At 52.3% G+C, this 17385-nt stretch carries 19 protein-coding genes; 5 read left to right on the top strand and 14 right to left on the bottom strand.

The features are described 5' to 3' along the window. Nucleotides 1-40: 40 nt before the first annotated feature. From REIFOR_RS12000 to miaB, 4 genes are all read right to left on the bottom strand, one after another. Nucleotides 41-901 (bottom strand): HlyC/CorC family transporter, encoded by an 861-nt coding sequence (locus REIFOR_RS12000; protein ID WP_100257786.1) that lies wholly within the window; start codon nucleotides 899-901, stop codon nucleotides 41-43. Nucleotides 902-914: 13 nt separating this feature from the next. Beyond that, complete coding sequence (ybeY, locus tag REIFOR_RS11995) at nucleotides 915-1388, bottom strand: rRNA maturation RNase YbeY (RefSeq protein WP_227003676.1); 474 nt, start codon at nucleotides 1386-1388, stop codon at nucleotides 915-917. After that, nucleotides 1385-2392 carry a PhoH family protein gene (locus tag REIFOR_RS11990; protein WP_227003675.1) on the bottom strand — a complete coding sequence of 336 codons (1008 nt, stop codon included), beginning with the start codon at nucleotides 2390-2392 and terminating at the stop codon, nucleotides 1385-1387. The genes ybeY and REIFOR_RS11990 overlap by 4 nt, the downstream gene beginning before the upstream one ends. 171 nt (nucleotides 2393-2563) lie before the next feature. Then, the gene (miaB, locus tag REIFOR_RS11985) at nucleotides 2564-3925 is read right to left on the bottom strand and encodes a tRNA (N6-isopentenyl adenosine(37)-C2)-methylthiotransferase MiaB (RefSeq protein ID WP_100257783.1); all 1362 of its coding nucleotides are present in this window, start codon (nucleotides 3923-3925) and stop codon (nucleotides 2564-2566) included. Nucleotides 3926-4058: 133 nt separating this feature from the next. On the opposite strand from miaB, the gene REIFOR_RS11980 reads away from it, so the two are divergent. From REIFOR_RS11980 to REIFOR_RS11965, 4 genes are all read left to right on the top strand, one after another. Further along, nucleotides 4059-4394, top strand: coding sequence for a DUF1820 family protein (locus REIFOR_RS11980; protein WP_100257782.1), 336 nt, complete (start codon nucleotides 4059-4061; stop codon nucleotides 4392-4394). A gap of 370 nt (nucleotides 4395-4764) precedes the next feature. After that, nucleotides 4765-5553 (top strand): glucosaminidase domain-containing protein, encoded by a 789-nt coding sequence (locus REIFOR_RS11975; protein ID WP_145980292.1) that lies wholly within the window; start codon nucleotides 4765-4767, stop codon nucleotides 5551-5553. Nucleotides 5554-5632: 79 nt separating this feature from the next. Further along, a complete protein-coding gene (locus tag REIFOR_RS11970) occupies nucleotides 5633-6244 on the top strand; it encodes a riboflavin synthase subunit alpha (RefSeq protein ID WP_100257780.1) in 612 nt (203 codons plus the stop codon). Next, nucleotides 6241-6723, top strand: coding sequence for a GNAT family N-acetyltransferase (locus REIFOR_RS11965; protein WP_227003674.1), 483 nt, complete (start codon nucleotides 6241-6243; stop codon nucleotides 6721-6723). The genes REIFOR_RS11970 and REIFOR_RS11965 overlap by 4 nt, the downstream gene beginning before the upstream one ends. 2 nt (nucleotides 6724-6725) lie before the next feature. Here REIFOR_RS11965 and REIFOR_RS11960 read toward each other — a convergent pair whose 3' ends face one another. Then, a complete protein-coding gene (locus REIFOR_RS11960) occupies nucleotides 6726-7406 on the bottom strand; it encodes a FadR/GntR family transcriptional regulator (RefSeq protein ID WP_227003673.1) in 681 nt (226 codons plus the stop codon). A gap of 167 nt (nucleotides 7407-7573) precedes the next feature. On the opposite strand from REIFOR_RS11960, the gene REIFOR_RS11955 reads away from it, so the two are divergent. Next, a complete protein-coding gene (locus REIFOR_RS11955) occupies nucleotides 7574-10405 on the top strand; it encodes an FAD-binding and (Fe-S)-binding domain-containing protein (RefSeq protein ID WP_100257778.1) in 2832 nt (943 codons plus the stop codon). 66 nt (nucleotides 10406-10471) lie between these two features. On the opposite strand, the gene REIFOR_RS11950 is transcribed toward REIFOR_RS11955, so the two are convergent. From REIFOR_RS11950 to REIFOR_RS11910, 9 genes are all read right to left on the bottom strand, one after another. After that, nucleotides 10472-11116, bottom strand: a complete 645-nt coding sequence (locus tag REIFOR_RS11950) for a ChrR family anti-sigma-E factor (protein WP_100257777.1) — start codon at nucleotides 11114-11116, stop codon at nucleotides 10472-10474. After that, a complete protein-coding gene (locus tag REIFOR_RS11945) occupies nucleotides 11113-11694 on the bottom strand; it encodes a sigma-70 family RNA polymerase sigma factor (RefSeq protein WP_158524372.1) in 582 nt (193 codons plus the stop codon). The genes REIFOR_RS11950 and REIFOR_RS11945 overlap by 4 nt, the downstream gene beginning before the upstream one ends. 103 nt (nucleotides 11695-11797) lie before the next feature. Continuing rightward, complete coding sequence (yjgA, locus tag REIFOR_RS11940; protein WP_100257775.1) at nucleotides 11798-12319, bottom strand: ribosome biogenesis factor YjgA; 522 nt, start codon at nucleotides 12317-12319, stop codon at nucleotides 11798-11800. Nucleotides 12320-12332: 13 nt separating this feature from the next. Next, the gene (mgtE, locus tag REIFOR_RS11935; protein WP_100257774.1) at nucleotides 12333-13691 is read right to left on the bottom strand and encodes a magnesium transporter; all 1359 of its coding nucleotides are present in this window, start codon (nucleotides 13689-13691) and stop codon (nucleotides 12333-12335) included. 33 nt (nucleotides 13692-13724) lie between these two features. Beyond that, a complete protein-coding gene (locus REIFOR_RS11930) occupies nucleotides 13725-13994 on the bottom strand; it encodes an HPr family phosphocarrier protein (RefSeq protein ID WP_100257773.1) in 270 nt (89 codons plus the stop codon). Further along, complete coding sequence (gene rapZ / locus REIFOR_RS11925; protein ID WP_227003672.1) at nucleotides 13991-14863, bottom strand: RNase adapter RapZ; 873 nt, start codon at nucleotides 14861-14863, stop codon at nucleotides 13991-13993. The genes REIFOR_RS11930 and rapZ overlap by 4 nt, the downstream gene beginning before the upstream one ends. 13 nt (nucleotides 14864-14876) lie before the next feature. Then, nucleotides 14877-15341, bottom strand: a complete 465-nt coding sequence (locus tag REIFOR_RS11920) for a PTS sugar transporter subunit IIA (RefSeq protein WP_100257772.1) — start codon at nucleotides 15339-15341, stop codon at nucleotides 14877-14879. A 7-nt stretch (nucleotides 15342-15348) separates the two neighbouring features. Further along, nucleotides 15349-15648, bottom strand: coding sequence for a ribosome hibernation-promoting factor, HPF/YfiA family (gene hpf / locus REIFOR_RS11915; RefSeq protein ID WP_100257771.1), 300 nt, complete (start codon nucleotides 15646-15648; stop codon nucleotides 15349-15351). Between the two features lie 187 nt (nucleotides 15649-15835). Beyond that, nucleotides 15836-17332: an RNA polymerase factor sigma-54 gene (locus tag REIFOR_RS11910; protein WP_100257770.1), complete on the bottom strand. Its 1497-nt coding sequence runs from the start codon at nucleotides 17330-17332 to the stop codon at nucleotides 15836-15838. Nucleotides 17333-17385 lie beyond the last annotated feature (53 nt).

Here is a 17385-nt window from a genome sequence, read left to right as displayed (position 1 = left end):
CAAATAGCCAAAAAAAAGCCTCCAGAGGAGGCTTGTTTTGCTAGTCGATGCGCGGGCTGACCTCAAAGGCCCGCACGCGCCGGTTGTCGGCGGTGGTGACCCTAAGCTTGAGATCCCCTAGGTCAATAGTGTCGTCCCGTTTCGGGACGCAGCCAAACTCATGCATTACGATGCCGCCGATGGTATCAAACTCTTCATTACTGAACTCGGTGTTAAAGTGTTCATTGAAGGACTCGATCGGGGTCAGTGCTTGGACAATAAAGGCACCCGCGCCATTGGGCGTGATGTTGGTAACCGCCTCATCATCATGTTCGTCTTCAATTTCACCGACTATTTCTTCGAGCACATCTTCAATGGTAACCAGGCCGGCGATGCCCCGATACTCATCGACGACGATTGCCATATGGTTGCGATTTGAGCGGAAGTCGCGCAATAGGACATTGACTCTCTTACTTTCCGGCACAAAGGTCACCGAGCGAATTATGCCTTTCATCTGTTTTTGCATATCGGATTCGCTGAAATCGTTTTTCAGACTCAACGACAACATGTCCTTGGCCAGCAAAACGCCGATAATTTCATCCGGATTTTGGCCAAAGACCGGAAAGCGGGAGTGACCGGAGGAAACGATTTTAGAGGTCCATTGCTTGATGGTCTCGTCGAGTTCAAGACTGACCATCTGCGAACGGGGGATCATGATATCGCGGACATGCAAGTCCGATACATTCATGGCTCCCTGAATGATGCGTAAGGAATCATCATCCAGGATGTCATTTTTGTGTGCTGCGTGGACAATAGCGAGCAGTTCATCACTGTCTTTAGGCTCCCCGGTAAAAGCATCTCCTAAACGTTCAAAAAATGATTTTTTACCGGGGTTCCTACTCGTCGGTCGGTCGTCGCTCATTGCTCGTTAATCCTCAAAATTCACCCTTATATGGATCGGAAATGTCCAGGCCCGCCAGTATGTCGCGTTCCATCTGCTCCATTTGTTCCGCTTCAACCGACTCAATGTGGTCGAAACCGAGCAAATGCAAGGCCCCATGAATCAACATATGGGCCCAGTGATGATATAAATCCTTGTTCTGTTGTGCCGCCTCACTCGCGACCACGGCAGCACAGATTACCAGGTCGCCGAGCAAGAAGTTCATTTCTTCGGCCGGCACGCCCGGTGGCAGTTCAAACGGGAAGGACAGCACATTTGTTGGGCTATCTTTGCCACGGTACTGCCCGTTCAATTCCTGGCTCTCAGCCTCCTCTACGATACGCACGCTGATCTCGGCCGAGTCCAGTCGACCGGCCAAGGCCGCTTCCAACCAACCGGTCACTTGCGCCTCGGAGGGCAGGTTGGGTTGTTGGCTGGCTTGTTGCAAATCGAGGGTCAGATTCATCATTGCCCCTTGGCTTCGTAGGCTTCAACTATGCGTTGCACCAATGGATGGCGCACAACATCGCTGGAGTGGAAATGGGTAAAGCTAATGCCGGGTACCGCTTCGAGCACCTCTAAAGCATGCTTTAGGCCGGACGGTTGACCCTTTTGCAGGTCCGTCTGGGTAGGGTCGCCGGTAATGATGGCGGTGGAGCCAAAGCCAATACGGGTTAAAAACATCTTCATCTGTTCTCGGGTGGTGTTTTGGCTTTCGTCCAGAATAATATAGGAGTGGCTCAGGGTGCGTCCACGCATGTACGCCAAGGGCGCGACCTCGATCACATTATGTTCAATCATCCGAGCGACCTTTTCGAAGCCGAGCATATCATAGAGGGCGTCGTAAAGCGGTCGTAAATAGGGGTCGATCTTCTGACTAAGATCGCCCGGTAAAAAACCCAGCTTTTCACCGGCCTCTACCGCCGGTCGGACCAGTAAGATTCGCCGTACCTCATCTTTCAATAGAGCCTGCACGGCGCAAGCGACCGCCAGATAGGTTTTTCCGGTGCCAGCCGGACCAATACCAAAGTTGATATCGTGATTGAGCACGTTGTGGACATAGAGCTTCTGATTAGTGCCTCGCGGGCGCACCACCAATTTTGGGGTGTGTACTAGATAGAGCTTGTCATCATGCAGCTTGTTGGCGCCGGTTCGAGTGCGGTTGGCGTCAACTTCGGACGGTTGCAGAAACAGATGGATCGCATCGGGGGACAGATCTTTGCCACCCTTAGTCTCGCGATACAGGCGTTTGAGAATGTTTTCCGCCGCAATCAACTGTTCGGGATCGCCAGTAAGCTGAAATCGATTTCCCCGATTGGACAGACCAATGTCGAGCCGGCTGGCGATTTGGTTTAGGTTGTTATTAGCCAGACCACAGAGGGTTGCGAGTCGTTGTGGATTGTCGGGTTCCAGCGTGAATAGACGTTCTGATAAAGCCACCAATGGCTTGCCTTCAGGGGGTGGGGTGTTCAAATTGCTGTAATCCTCATGACTTTTGCTCAAGCATACCCATCGGATCGCACATGTCAAAAAGTCTTTAAGGCGTGCGCTGATCTGCCACACCATTTCGACCTTGCCGCGAACAAACCGTGGCCAGACTCTAGCGAGTGCTGACCACCTAGACGATCCGGTTAAGACCGAGTTTCAATAGGCCAGATCGACGTGCATTACTTCGCCGCGCAAACTGTTGGCGAAGGCTTCGGTAATACGGACCTGGACGAACTTGCCAATCACGCTTGAATCGTCACACACAAAATAGGTGTTGCGATTGTTCTCGGTGCGGCCATAGAGGTCTTCAGGGTTCCGATCGGACCGACCGGTGACCAGGATGATCTGGGTCGTGCCGACCATGCGCCGGCCGATCGCGGCGGCCTGTTGGCTGATGCGTTGCTGCAGTATCTGTAACCGCTCTTTCTTGACCTCCGTGGAGGTGTCATCGGGTAGCTCTGCAGCGGGTGTGCCGGGGCGAGAGCTGTAGATGAAGCTGAAGGAATGGTCGAAGCCGATGCGTTGAATCAAATTCATGGTATCGGCAAAATCGGCGTCGGTCTCACCGGGAAAGCCGATGATGAAGTCGGATGAAAAGCTTATGTCGGGCCGATTGGCGCGGATGCGTTCCATCTTGTCGACATAGGCCTCAACCACATGGCCGCGTTTCATGGCGGCCAATATGGTGTCCGAGCCGCTTTGCACCGGTAAATGCAGATGACTGACCAGTTCTGGCACCTGGGTATAGGCATTGATTAGGCTGTCACTGAATTCGACCGGGTGACTGGTGGTGAAACGGACCCGATCGATGCCATCAATCTGAGCCGCTAGGGCAATCACATCGGCCAGATCGGCTTCCTGCTGGTCATGACGCATACCCTGATAGGCATTGACGTTCTGTCCCAGGAAGTTAATTTCACGCACGCCTTGGCTGGCCAGGTGAGCGACCTCAGCAATCACGTCATCAAACGGCCGGCTAACTTCTTCACCACGAGTATAGGGGACAACACAGAAGGTGCAGTATTTTGAACAGCCTTCCATGATAGAAACAAAAGCGCTTACCCCGTCACTTGTGGGAGCCGGCAGGTGGTCGAATTTCTCGATTTCTGGGAAGGTAATGTCGACTAGGGCAATATTATTTTTGCTCAGTTTGGCGGCCGCATCGCTGGCGTCGATCATGCCCGGTAAGCGATGCAAGGTTTGGGGACCGAAAATCAGGTCGACATGGGGCGCTCGTTTGGCAATATTATCCCCTTCCTGTGAGGCCACGCAGCCGCCAACACCAATTTTCAAACCGGGTTTTTTATCCTTTAGTTTTTTCCAACGACCCAGCTGATGAAAGACCTTTTCTTGGGCTCTCTCGCGAATGGAACAGGTGTTGAGCAGAATCACATCCGCCTCGTTTTCATCCTGAGTCAATTCATAGCCATGGCTGTCGCCGAGCAAATCTGCCATGCGGGATGAATCGTATTCATTCATCTGACAACCGTGGGTCTTAATAAACAGTTTCTGGGTCATTGGGTCTCAAAAAGGTGGTTTTTCTAGGCGCGCAATTGTACCTGTCCCGAGCGTAAATCGAAACAATCTGTGTGAAAATGACTGCCGATGTGTAGACTCAAAGGCTTCTAAATGACCGGCTGAACGCAAATTAATGACTACTAACCAGGCCAAGACGGTATTTCGGGTGATCTTTGTTAATCAGGACAAGGTCTATGAGGTGTATTGCAGCCATATATATCAAAGTGAAATGTACGGTTTTATCGAGATAGAAGAGCTGATCTTTGGTGAACGCAGTCAACTGGTGGTTGATCCCAGTGAGGAGAAACTACAGCAAGAGTTTGCTGGGGTCACCCGATCCTTCGTGCCGATGCATGCGATTGTGCGTATCGATGAGCTCGAGAAAGAAGGAACACCGAAAATCAGCGATGCCAAAGGCACCAATGTCAGTGCCTTTCCGTCGGTGTTGCCGCCCAGGCGCGGTAACTGATGTGCACGAGGCAAGGCACTCAATGGGTCACCGGTAGATAATATTATGGCATTCTGTGTTGTTATTCGGCTTTGCGGCCTAATATAGTTAAAAAGGTTTGATTCATAAGAGGGTTGTCTATGGTCTTTTCAAGTTTGCTTGTTATCGCTGTGTGTTATCTCGGTTGGTCCAGTCTGCAACCAAAACGCCAAGCCATCCGTATTCGCCCGTCAGATCAACGACGAGATCGTCGCTAAAGCCAGTCGGGTCATTGCAGCACGAAAGTTGTTAAGAATTGTGCGTTTGGTTGATTATTGATCAATTAACTTTATAATCTCGCGCTTTATTCTCGACAAAGGTGTCATGTCAATTGAAAATTTATGCTGTCGGTATGTTACTACTAGGATCGCTGTCGATCGTGTCGAGCCAGGCATGTAGTGAATCTGCGCTGCCATCCTATGTGCTCACCGAGCAGAGCGACTTGCCCGATATGGCCAGTATTCAAGATGTTGACCAAAAGAAGCAGACCTTTTTCGAATTCCTTCAGCCTATCGTCGCGCAAATTAACGAAAAGGTACAAGCCGAGCGGGCTTGGCTCAAGGTCGTCGAGGCTAAAATCCGGCGCGGCGATAAGCTTGGTCGGTGGCAAACGAACTTTATGAGCGATTTGGCAGATTATTATAAGGTCGATGAAGCCCTCGGTTCGAAGCCATTCTTCAGTGCGTTGTATCACCGGGTCGACACCCTACCAACATCCTTGGTGTTGGCGCAGGCTGCGAATGAAAGTGCCTGGGGCACCAGTCGATTTGCCGTAGAAGGTAATAACCTATTCGGCCAATGGTGTTTTAGCGAGGGCTGCGGCTTGGTGCCATCGGAGCGCGATAACAGTGCCCGGCACGAGGTAAAAAAGTTTGCCTCGATTCACGCCTCGGTAGCCGGTTACTTTCGCAATCTAAACACCCACCAAGAATACCAACCGTTACGTCAAATTCGCTCCGAATTGCGCTACCTGCAGATACCGATCGACAGCACCTTTATCGTTTGGGGTCTGGAAGGTTACAGTATTCGCGGTGAGCCCTATATTCGCGAGCTGATCAGCATGATCGACCACAACAAGCTGCAAGCCTTCGATCGACCGGCCTTTTACGCTAAAAACGATGTCCAAGTGACTTTTGACTAGCAAGGTGACCATCTAGACTTGAACTTAGTGCCCTAAATAGCGTAAAACGAACATCAATCACTACCGATAGGAGTCGGGCATGTTTACCGGAATCGTACAGAATTGCACGGCACTCAAAATAGAGCAGACGCTCGACCAATTTAAGTCCTTTTCGATCAGCCTGACCGAGCGCCAAGCAGATAATTTGCAGACTGGCGCCAGCATCGCTTTGAATGGCGTGTGTTTAACGGTGACTCGGATCGAACAGGGACGTGCGTATTTCGATGTCATGATGGAGACCTTACGCGCGACCAACCTTGGTCAACTGGACGATGGTGCCCTGGTCAATGTAGAACGCGCCGCGCGCATGGGAGATGATATAGGTGGCCATCTGATGTCCGGTCATGTCGCCTCGACGGCGGCCCTCATTGCTATTGACCGGCCCGCCAATAATTGGATTCTTTGGTTCGCCGTCAGCCCTCAACAACGTCGTTACCTCTTCAGTAAGGGCTTCGTTGGTCTCAACGGCTGCAGCCTGACCATCGGTGAGGTTCAAGCTGACCGCTTCAATGTGTATCTGATACCCGAGACACTGGCGGTGACCACCTTCGATCAGGCCCAGGTGGGCACGCTGATCAACCTGGAGTTCGACGCGCACACCCAGGCGATTGTCGATACCCTTGAGCGAATGAAAGGCGAGGGCGCGTTGTGATCGGCAGCGCATCCCTAGCCGACGGCTTGTCACTGCAATGTCGGGCCTTTGATCGACTCGACAACCAGAGTCTCTACGATCTGCTCGCACTGCGCATTGCGGTATTTTGTGTTGAACAGAACTGCGCTTATCAGGATGCCGATGGCAAGGATGCTTTGGCCTGGCATCTGTTGGCCCATCGCCATGGCGAATTGGTTGGCACCGCCCGTCTGCTGATGCCCGGGGTGTCTTATCCGGATGCCTGTTCCATCGGCCGGGTCGCTAATCGAGCCGATCAACGCGGGCAAAAAATTGGTCAACAGCTCATGGCCTTTGCGATCGCGCAGTGTGAACAGCTGTTTGCGAACTATCCGATTCGGATTGGCGCGCAACACTATCTGATCGGTTTTTACCAACAATTTGGTTTTGTGTCTCAGGGTGAAAGCTACCTCGAAGACGGTATCGTGCATATCCAGATGGAACGACCGGCAATCGCCTAGGCCTATTCCGCCAAGATCCGATCGACGAACACCATATGGTCTTGGGCCAGTGACCGAGCTTTATCGGGCTTACGATAATAGATGGCTTCAAATAGGGCAGTATGCTGACGCATCAGGCGCAGCCGAGTCTCCGGTCGTTTCGCCAAGGAGCGAATATTGAGGGTAACGTTTTCGCGCAGCAGGGCAAACAGGCTGGTCAGACTGTGTGCCAATATTCGGTTGCCACTGGCCTCCGCAATGGTTAGGTGAAAGCGAGCATCGGCCAGGCCCTCAGCCTTTAGATCATCCTTCTGATGCACGTGTTTTAAATGCCGATGGGCCCGTTCGATGGCTTTAAGCTGATCCGGCGTGGCACGCGACGCTGCTAGAAAGGCGCATTGGGCCTCAATCGCAAAACGATATTCGCGCAATTCGTCATGACTGGGACTGAAATGCTCATTCAGCGCCGTCTCGATGATCAGTCGCTCGGTCGGTTGTGGATCGCTGACAAAGTGGCCGCTACCGGGAAGGCTATAGACTACCCCCTGTTGCTTCAAGGTCACCAACGCTTCACGCACCGTCGCGCGGCTGAGGCGCAAACTCTCCGACAGTTGTCGCTCCGACGGTATCCGTTGGCCCGGATGCCAGTGGCCTGCGCTCAGTTGTAGGAGCATATAATCGGATACTTGCTGGAGTCGATTCAAATTGGTCTGACCGCTTAAGGGGTAATAGGTTTATACGGGCTTCATAGGGGTCGATTCAAGCAGCTTAGCGCCTAATTGCGACTAAAGTACGGTCTTGTCTGCCAAATTAACTGGTTTTTAGGCATTATGATCAGATCAACACCCTACATCGAGCCAAGGTAACCGCCATGCAATTTGACGCCTTTATGACTGAGATTCACCAACTGTTGCCCAGTGAGCGAATCATCAGCGACGAATTTCGGCGTTTTGCCTTCAGTACCGATGCCAGCTTTTATCGCATGTTGCCGCGCTTGGTGGTTTTGGCGGACAACGAAAGTGAGATCAGCGCTCTACTGTTGCTCGCGGCTCGTTACGAGGTGCCGATGACCTTTCGTGCTGCGGGTACCAGTCTGTCCGGCCAAGCCGTAAGCGACAGCGTGCTGGTTATGCTGACCGATAACTGGTCCGGCTTGCGCATTGAGCCCCTCGGTGAGCTAATCCATCTACAACCTGGCGTCATTGGGGCCGCGGCCAATAAGGCCTTAGGCGTTTATGGTCGCAAGATAGGGCCGGATCCGGCGTCCATCCAAGCCTGTAAAGTCGGCGGCATCGTCGCGAATAATGCCAGTGGCATGTGCTGCGGTACCCGCCATAACAGTTATCACACCCTTAAGGGTTTACGCCTCATCCTGGCCGATGGTGCGCTGCTTGATACCCGTGACAGTGATAGTGTTGAGCGCTTTCGCGCAACCCACAGCGACCTATTGGTCGGCATCGGTCAGCTGCGCGATCAGCTCTTGGCCGATGACCCACTGGTGCAACGGGTGCGCCATAAATATCGGCTCAAGAACACCACCGGTTACGGTCTCAATGCGTTGCTCGACTACAGCGATCCAATCGATATTTTGGCGCATCTGATGGTCGGCTCAGAGGGCACACTGGGTTTTATTGCCGAGGTTAGCCTGGCAACGGTTGAGGATCACGCCCATCGCGCCTCCGCAATGGTTGCCTTTGCCAACTTACAGCACTGCGCCGAGGCGGTCGCCTTACTGAAAACGGTGAACGTCGACGCGGTGGAATTGCTCGACGCTAGATCGTTGCGCGCCGTGCAGCATATGCCGGGTCTGCCGGCCTTTAGCCATACCCTACCGGATAAGGGCGGCGTGTTACTGATCGACGTCCGCGGTGTCGATCTGGCCACCCTACAGGCCAATATTAGCCAGGTTGAGGCGGCCTTGGCGCCGGTTGCAGTGCTCGCCAATACCGGCTTTTCAACGGATCAGCACCTGATCGATGGTTACTGGCAAATTCGCAAGGGTACCTTTCCCGCAGTCGGTGCCGTGCGCCCGGTCGGCACGACGGTGATCATTGAGGACGTCGCCTTCCCGATCGATCGTTTGGCCGAGGGGGTCGATCGACTGCAGCAACTGTTCGACCGGTTCAATTATTCTGAGGCGATTATTTTTGGCCATGCCTTAGAAGGCAATTTGCACTTTGTCTTCACCCAGGCCTTCGACCGGCCCGATGAGATTGCCCGCTATCGCGACTTTATGGCTGCGGTGACTCAGATGGTGGCAATCGATCTGAGTGGGTCGCTCAAGGCGGAGCATGGTACAGGGCGCAATATGGCGCCTTTTGTTGAGTTGGAATGGGGCGAGGATGCCTTCGGCCTAATGAAGCAGATTAAGGCACTACTGGACCCCAGTACTATCTTGAATCCGGGTGTGATCATCAATGATGATCCGGACGCCCACATCCAGCATCTCAAAACTCTGCCCCCCGCCGATGAGATCATTGACAGTTGCATCGAATGTGGCTTTTGTGAGCCCGTTTGCCCGAGTAAGAGTCTCAGTTTAACCCCCCGCCAACGCATCGCGGTCTATCGTGAGATGGCGCGAAAGCAGCTTGTTCAAGAGCCGATACCGGCCGAGTGGGACGCCCAATTCCAGCATCTAGCGGTAGATACCTGTGCCGCAACCGGGCTGTGTGAGGTGCGTTGTCCAGTGGGAATCAACACTGGCAGTCTGGTATTGAAGATTCGCGCCAAGAACAATCAGCCCTATCGCTGGCTGGCACAGGGGTTAGCTCGCCATTATGCTGCTTTGGCCGGTTTGACCCGGTCTGCATTGTGGTTGGCCAGTGGGACGCAACGGATCTTGGGGGCTGCGCGCCTCGAGGCTTGGTCGGGCGCGGTGCGCGGTTGGACCGGGCAACGTACTCCGCTCTGGCTGGCGACTACCCCAGGACGTGCTAAACCCATATATGCGCGCAATGAGCGCGTCGACCCCGGGGCCAGTAATACCATCGTCTATTGGGCGTCCTGCGTCAGTCAATCGATGGGTAAGTCAATTACCGACGATCGCCAGTCTATTCCGACAGCGGTGCGCAGCGTGCTTAAAAAAGCACAATTGCATGTTGTTTACCCTCAGCCTACCCGCGGTCTGTGCTGCGGCCAGCCGTTTCACGCCAAGGGTCACGGCGCAGTTGCGCAGCGGATGATGAATGAAGTGCTGGACGCCCTCTGGGAAGTCTCCGGTGGCGGTCGCTACCCGGTTCTGTCCGACACCAGCCCCTGTTCGTTGCAGCTGCGCGACCAGGCCCTGCAAAGGGGTATTCACCTTTATGACAGCAGTGAATTTATCGATAAGTTCCTTTTAAACCGATTGCATATCGACCCGGTCACGGAACGAGTTGCCGTCCATGTGACCTGCAGTACCCAAAAGCAGGGTCTGGAAAAAAGTATGCAGCGAGTGGTTAAGCACCTTGCGCCGAACTGGGTACAACCTGAGGGGATTGCCTGCTGTGGCTTTGCCGGTGATAAGGGTTTTAGGCAGCCAGAGCTCAATGCCTCAGCGCTGAAGACCCTAGCGCCCCAGGTCAGTGACTGTGCCTTTGGTGTATCGACCAGCCGGACCTGCGAGATTGGCCTCAGTAAGCACAGCGGCCTGACCTACTATTCACTGTTTGAAGTGCTCGATAAACAGTCTAAGACCTTTCCGGAGTTAAACACGCAGACCTGATTGACTGTGGTCGGAACAAGGAGGGAGAGTTGACCGGAGACAGGGTAAGCTGTCTCCGGAGCCTGCTTAGGCCTTGATAAATGGATTGAGTATCCAGCCCAAGGGGCCAGTTAAGCGGACGGGTGCCTCGACCACAGACAACAACCAGCAATCACCATCGGCATCAGCCTGCGGCGAGTGGTGATGTTCGGTCGACAGGGTAATGAAGTCACCAACGCCATAGGATCCCATTTGGTCGGAAAAGCCACCCTCAATCACCAAGCTTATTTCATGACCACGATGGGTGTGTTGCGGCACTCGACAACCTGCCTTCATATGATGCAGACCAAGCGTCAGCCCCTGTTCGTCGGTTAATAACTGACTTACGCGTAAATTTTTCATCGGCTTCTTCCAGCACAGCGCGTCAGTGCCGTGGGCCATTAGCTTTTCCACCACCGGGGGAAAGCGAGATGGTACAACGCGCGTGGTGCTAGGCCTCGATACCGGTTGTCTGACAATACGCTCCATCAGGGTCTCAAAACCGTCTTTGGCCATTGTGACTTCTGCCTGCTGCTCGAATAATACCGCAGCGACACTTTCATATTCGACGACCTGTCGCAGGCAATCTTTGCAAAAATGCAGATGGGCCGACACAGCAATGTTCATCGCAGCTGAGCCGACGCCGCTGGAAAACTCGATTAACTTATCGCTACTTGGATGCCATAGAGTCACAGTTCATTTACCCCCATGGTTAGTTTTAATTTTTGCATCGCCAGCCGAACCCGGCTCTTGACGGTACCCAGTGGTAAATTCAATTCGTTTGCCACCTCTTGATGACTCTTATCTTCTAAGAAAACCTTGGCTACAATCTGTTTTTGTTCCGGCGGCAAATGGCGCAACTCACGATTGACGTTTTTTTGAATTCGGGTATCACGAATTTCGCCAAACAAATCAGTATCGCTGGTGAGCTCCCATACATCGTCTGCATTGAGGTCATTTTGATATTTACGAAGTCGGCGCAGGATATCGATACGCTGATTCCGGGCTATAGTAAATATCCAGGTGGAGGGGGCTGCTTTGCGGCGATCAAAGAGGTGGGCTTTGCGCCAAATAGACAACATCACCTCTTGGGCCAGTTCTTCTGGCAAATGGTCGCCCTGATAACTCAAGCCAGATGAAATTCCAAACGACTTTATAAGCGGCGAAAAATGCGTATAGATCGCTTCAAAAGCACGTGTGTCTTGGCTCTGCGCGACCTTTTCCAACTGATTGGCAAAGTGTTCGCGGAGTTCGATCTGTTGTTGCGTCATCACCCGACCTATGTTGTCGCGACCTGTTTTAATAGCTGCGCTCGCCATCGTAAGCCCTTGTCAATAACAGTTGCTTACTTTACGAGTACCTGAATTTACTGGATCATTTTTTAAGCTGTTCTTTTATCCATTTGAGCAGTTTTTTGCTGTTTTTACCGCCGGCAATCGGTGCGGCCGGATCGTCCGGTTGCTCCTTCTTGGCCGCTCGCACTATATTGCGAAAGGTTTGCCGATCTGTATCCGGATAGGTTTCGAACCACTCCGCATCGGCCGCTTCGGTCTTGATCAGCTTTTCGCGCCAATATTCGGCTTGATTCTGGACCCGAAGATAGAGGTCTGAGGATGGGTCGAGACGATCAAGTTCGCGCTGAATGCCCTCGATATCGGAGACACGCATGATTTTGCCGATATATTGCAGGTGACGACGCATCGCCTCATTGCTTTTTATCCGCTTGCTCTCTTCGATGGCAGCGAGCAGTTCATCGTTGAGGGGGAATTTGGCCAACTTGCTTTTTTTAATGCCCAGTAAACGCTCACCCATGGCCTGCAGTCGGTGGCTATCGCGTTTCATTTCAGACTTACTGACCCATTCAATATCGTCGTGGGTATCGTCAAATTCGTTCATGTACTTACATGCCTTATAGTAAAAAAAGTGTTGCTAAGCCTAAAAATGTCAAAAAACCGAAAACATCGGTCAATGTCGTCAAGATCACGCTGCCGGACAAAGCCGGGTCTATGTTGGCGGCCTTAAGAAAAAAAGGCAGCACGGTACCAGAGAGCACAGCAATGCAAATATTGACCAAAATTGCCGCAGCGATGACCAAGGACAATGATACTTGATGATACCAGAAGAAGGTGATGACGCCGATAACAATAGCCCACAGACTGCCATTAATGAGGCCAACGCCCAATTCCCGCAGGACCAGCCAGGTTAAATTGGATTGGCCAATGTGGCCGGTGGCCATGCCTCGGATCATTAGCGTTAGGGTTTGGCTGCCGGCGATACCGCCCATGCTGGCGACAACAGGGCTCAATACTGCCAAGGCCACTATTTGTGCAATTGAGGCTTCAAATTGACTCATTACTAGGGCGGCAATAAAGGCCGTCGCCATATTAATACCCAGCCAGACGGCCCGGTCTTGGCTGCTCTTTACAATGGGGGAATAGGTGTCATTTTCTTCATCGAGGCCGGCCATGCTCATCATATTGTGCGCCGCACTATCGCTAATTACATCGACCACGTCATCGATGGTAATACGACCAATGACGATGCCGTCGTCGTTTATGACCGGGGCTGACACCAAATCTTGACGCTCAAATAGACGTGCGACCTGTTCCTCATCTTCGCCGGCTCGGATGCCCTTGATATCGGTGTTCATGATATCTGAGACCAGGCTAGACGGTTTGGCGGTGAGTAGAACCGTTAGCGCGAGTGAGCCTTGGTAATGGAACTGACGATTGGTCACCCAGAGGCGATCCAAGGCGTCTGGAAGCGATATTTTGCGTAAATAACGCAACACCGCTGCGACCGTTACATCGCCACGAACGGTCACCATATCGGTGGTCATCAAACCGCCGGCGGTGTCCTCTGGGTAGGCCAATAGCCCTTCAACTTGCGAGCGCTCCTCCGGTGCTAAGAGCTGGAGAACTCGACTGGACCGGCCTTCGGGCATTTGTTGCAGCAGATCCGCGAGGTCATCGTTATCGATGTCGTGCGTGGTTTCAACGATTTCCTCGGCTGACATGCGGGCCAGGAATGACTGCTGAATGTCCTCATTCAGGTGTGTTAGCACCTCGCCTTGCAACGCGTCGGCGACAAAATCCCACAGGGTCAGGCGATGTTTATGAGGGGTGGTCTCCAAAAGGTGCGCGATATCACCAACCGCTATATCTGCGTTGATTAAAATCGACACTAGGTCCAGGTCGGCCTTTTCCAGTGCCGCACCCAATTGTTGTTTGTGTGAATTTAATTGTCCGTCGGTTAGGCTGGCAGGCATAAGGTATCTCTGTGATCAGGCGGGGTTCGTGAGTTATTCGCCCTCGTCGAAAAAGTTATTTATCAGGGTCTCGATCGCTGTCCAGGCTAAGACCTCATCGCTGCCATCTATTTCAAAGGTCAGGGCAGTGCCCTTGGATGCCGCGAGCATCATAACGGCCATAATGCTTTTCGCATCGGCTTGTCGTCCGTCCTTATAGACCGACACCATGCTACCAAATTGGGATGCCGCCCCGACCAGTTTGGCGGCCGCGCGCGCATGCAATCCGAGTTTGTTAATGATGACAATCTCTTCTCTAATCACGCTGTATCCTGCCCCATGTCTCGGTGTCTGATTTGTGTGGTCGGGTATTTTTCTTTGAAGGCCGTCGTGAGCTCCTCAGCCAGATATACCGAGCGATGTTGGCCACCGGTGCAACCAATGGCCACGGTTAGGTAACTGCGTTGGTTGCGTTCGTGTTCCGGTAACCAGCGCTCCATAAAGCGCCGGATATCCTCAAACATGTCCGCCACTGCCGGTTCTCGGCGTAAGAACTCTTGAATAGGGCGATCAACACCGGTAAACATGCGCAAGCTCTTATCCCAGTATGGATTAGGCAGGCAGCGCACATCGAACACCATATCCGCATCTCTGGGTAAGCCATGTTTAAAACCAAAGCTCAGAAACTGCAACGCCAAACCGGTTGGTCGGTTGATTAGTCGGTCGCGGATTTGCACGCGCAGTTGCTGTACCGACAGGGTGCTGGTATCCAGCTTGAAGTCTGCCCCATCGGCGATGGGCGCTAAAGACAGCGTTTCTTGGGCAATCGCTTCGGCCAGCGAGTGGGCGTTGTCGGTTAATGGATGCTTACGCCGGGTCGCAGAAAAACGCTGTAACAGGATGGCTTCATCGGCATCGAGGTACAGTAGCTCTGGTTGAATTTTTGCACTGAGACTGCCTAAAATTTCGGGTAGGTCACGCAGACCCTCGGTGGAGACTCGGACGTCAATGCACACTGCTATCTGTTTATGAGGTGCGGACTCAGTCATCCATCTGACCAGTTCAGGCAATAAAGCTGGGGGTAAATTGTCGATGCAGTTAAAGCCGGCATCTTCAAGTGTATTTAAGACAGTCGACTTACCGGAACCGGAACGGCCACTAATCACTATTAGTCGGATTTTTTCAGAAGACATAGCCATTCTCAGTTTATTGCTTATTTGGGGCTCCTACAAATTGCTCATATAGGGCCATCGCGCTAGGACATTGGCGAATCAAAGCTAAAGACTTAGGGTCATTAACCTTTTCAACCACCATCGCCAGCAGCTGTAAATGTTCATCGGTAGCATCAATAGGGACCACCAGGGCAAAAACGAGATCCACTGGCTTGGCATCTATCGCTTGGAAATCAATAGGATTGGTCAATAAAACCAATGCCGCCGTGGGCTTGTCTAAGCCAACAAGGCGGCAATGGGGTATTGCAACGCCTGAACCTATACCGGTACTGCCCAACCGTTCACGAGCGATCAGTTGGTCAAACAACTCAACATCCGATACCCCAGTAAGCGTCTTGGACAGGCGCTCAGCAAGGGTTTGCAGTACCTTTTTTTTGCTCGCACCGAAGTCATCAACAAAGGTGCGTTCGGGGCGCAATACTTGGTCCAGAGGAATCATGCTTTCGTTATGACCCGTGGCTGCGTGAGACAGTTTTTTCTTTGTGCTTGATCAATTGACGGTCCAGTTTGTCATTCATTAGATCAATGGCGGCGTATAAATCGTCATGTTCGGCGTCTGCATGGAGTTGGGCGCCCTTGATGTTCAGCGAGCCTTCTGCTTTTTGTCTCTCCTTTTCGATACTGAGGGTGACCTGCACGTTGCCGATTTGGTCAAAATGTCGTTGGAGCTTTTCAAGCTTAGTTGAAACGTAGCTCTGGAGGGCTTCTGTTACCTCAACGTGATGGCCGCTGATATGAACTTGCATAGGCTGCTCCTCTTGCAGTTTTTACCTTTCCAGCCAGAGTGGGCTGGTACACAGGCGGTGGTCGAAAATGAGGCCACCGTCCACCGACAAACAGATGCCGGTAATCGTGAAACCGTTATGTAACTCATATTCTAACTATTGCGCTTCATTGCCAAAACTGCAAGGGACTTTTTAAAAAATTTAGGCTCTAAATCAAACTCTTACGTTCATTTGACGGTGGAATGTTCAATGACTCTCGGTACTTGGCGATGGTTCGTCGGGCGACCTGTATGCCCTGTTCACCGAGTAAATCGGCAATTTTAGAGTCACTCAGCGGTTTACGAGTATTTTCCGCGAGCACTAACTTTTTGATCAGTGCGCGAATCGCGGTGCTGGAACAGGCGCCACCGGTATCGGTGCTGACATGGCTACTGAAAAAGTACTTTAATTCGTATATACCACGGGGGGTGTGCATGTATTTTTGTGTGGTGACACGCGAAATGGTCGACTCGTGCATACCCACCACCTCTGCGATATCGTGCAGAACCAGCGGTTTCATTGCCTCATCGCCATAGTCCAAGAAGCCACGTTGGTGCTCAACGATGGTGGTGGCGACCTTGAGCAGCGTTTCATTTCGACTCTGCAGGCTCTTAATAAACCACTTAGCCTCTTGCAAGTGGTCCTTTAGGTAGGTGTTATCCGATGAATTGTCGGCCCGCTTGACCATCGAGGCGTAAGAGGAGTTGACCCGCAGTTTCGGCGCTATATCGGGGTTCAGTTCAACAAACCAACGATTGTTTTTGATGTCTTTGGTGACAATAACATCTGGTACTACGTACTCGGATTTGCCCGAGGCAATGCTATTGCCGGGCCGGGGATTGAGTGTTTGTATGAGTAGGAAGACTTCGCGCAGCTCGTTTTCCTTGATCCGCGCCTTGCGCATTATTTGCGCAAAGTCTTTGATGCCCAACAGCTCGATATGATTTTCGACGATGCGTATCGCCAGCGCTAAATAGGGTGTGTCCGTGGCGAGCTGCTTGAGTTGGATCGCTAGGCAGTCAGCTAGGTTGACCGCACAGACTCCCGGTGGGTCAAACTGTTGCAAACGGTGTAATACCGCATGGAATTCGTCTTCATCGAGCGGATCATCATCGGACGAGATGGCCACCATCAGACCTTCAAATATATCGGCTACGGGGCTCGACAAATAGCCTTCATCATCGACACTTTCCAAAATGGTTTCAGCAATGACCCGATCCTTATCGGTCATCGGGGTCAGGTTCAGCTGCCAGTAGAGGTGATCTTGTAGTGAGTCGGTCGTGCCATAGATGTTTTCGAGATTATAATCATCATCGCCGGACGGCAGCCCATGGCTAGTGGGTTGATGGGTGTAGATGTCGTCCCATGAGCTGTCTACTGCCAGCTCATCCGGAATGGTTTCCTGAACGGTCAGTTCTCGAGTGGAGTCATCGGTCTCAGTCTTAGCAACCTGACGGTCGTCATTATTGGGTGGCTCCTGAGTGTTGGCGTGTTCTGGAGCATCGGCATCGTCCTCCTTGACCTCGAGCATGGGGTTGGTGTCCAACGCCTGCTGAATTTCCTGCTGTAAGTCGAGCGTGGACAGTTGCAATAACTTAATCGCCTGCTGCAACTGCGGGGTCATCGTCAGTTGCTGGCTCATTTTAAGTTGTAAGGATGTCTTCATACTTGCTCAATACCCACCAAATGTGCTCCAACGCTAAAAATATCAAGGCCACC

The organism is Reinekea forsetii, from assembly GCF_002795845.1.
In the GTDB taxonomy this organism is placed as follows: Bacteria; Pseudomonadota; Gammaproteobacteria; order Pseudomonadales; family Natronospirillaceae; genus Reinekea; species Reinekea forsetii.
Note: the sequence above shows the minus strand (reverse complement) of the source record. Positions and strands in the feature narration are given on the sequence as shown.

What these genes read in the sequence shown, in the direction of transcription:
- miaB (WP_100257783.1), bottom strand. Translation starts at nt 3,925, where the DNA reads ATGACCCAGAAACTGTTTATTAAGACCCACGGTTGTCAGATGAATGAA.
- hpf (WP_100257771.1), bottom strand. Translation starts at nt 15,648, where the DNA reads ATGCAAGTTCATATCAGCGGCCATCACGTTGAGGTAACAGAAGCCCTC.
- REIFOR_RS11980 (WP_100257782.1), top strand. Translation starts at nt 4,059, where the DNA reads ATGACTACTAACCAGGCCAAGACGGTATTTCGGGTGATCTTTGTTAAT.
- rapZ (WP_227003672.1), bottom strand. Translation starts at nt 14,863, where the DNA reads ATGTCTTCTGAAAAAATCCGACTAATAGTGATTAGTGGCCGTTCCGGT.
- REIFOR_RS12000 (WP_100257786.1), bottom strand. Translation starts at nt 901, where the DNA reads ATGAGCGACGACCGACCGACGAGTAGGAACCCCGGTAAAAAATCATTT.
- REIFOR_RS11945 (WP_158524372.1), bottom strand. Translation starts at nt 11,694, where the DNA reads ATGACGCAACAACAGATCGAACTCCGCGAACACTTTGCCAATCAGTTG.
- mgtE (WP_100257774.1), bottom strand. Translation starts at nt 13,691, where the DNA reads ATGCCTGCCAGCCTAACCGACGGACAATTAAATTCACACAAACAACAA.
- REIFOR_RS11920 (WP_100257772.1), bottom strand. Translation starts at nt 15,341, where the DNA reads ATGATTCCTCTGGACCAAGTATTGCGCCCCGAACGCACCTTTGTTGAT.
- REIFOR_RS11975 (WP_145980292.1), top strand. Translation starts at nt 4,765, where the DNA reads ATGTTACTACTAGGATCGCTGTCGATCGTGTCGAGCCAGGCATGTAGT.
- yjgA (WP_100257775.1), bottom strand. Translation starts at nt 12,319, where the DNA reads ATGAACGAATTTGACGATACCCACGACGATATTGAATGGGTCAGTAAG.
- ybeY (WP_227003676.1), bottom strand. Translation starts at nt 1,388, where the DNA reads ATGATGAATCTGACCCTCGATTTGCAACAAGCCAGCCAACAACCCAAC.
- REIFOR_RS11910 (WP_100257770.1), bottom strand. Translation starts at nt 17,332, where the DNA reads ATGAAGACATCCTTACAACTTAAAATGAGCCAGCAACTGACGATGACC.
- REIFOR_RS11955 (WP_100257778.1), top strand. Translation starts at nt 7,574, where the DNA reads ATGCAATTTGACGCCTTTATGACTGAGATTCACCAACTGTTGCCCAGT.
- REIFOR_RS11970 (WP_100257780.1), top strand. Translation starts at nt 5,633, where the DNA reads ATGTTTACCGGAATCGTACAGAATTGCACGGCACTCAAAATAGAGCAG.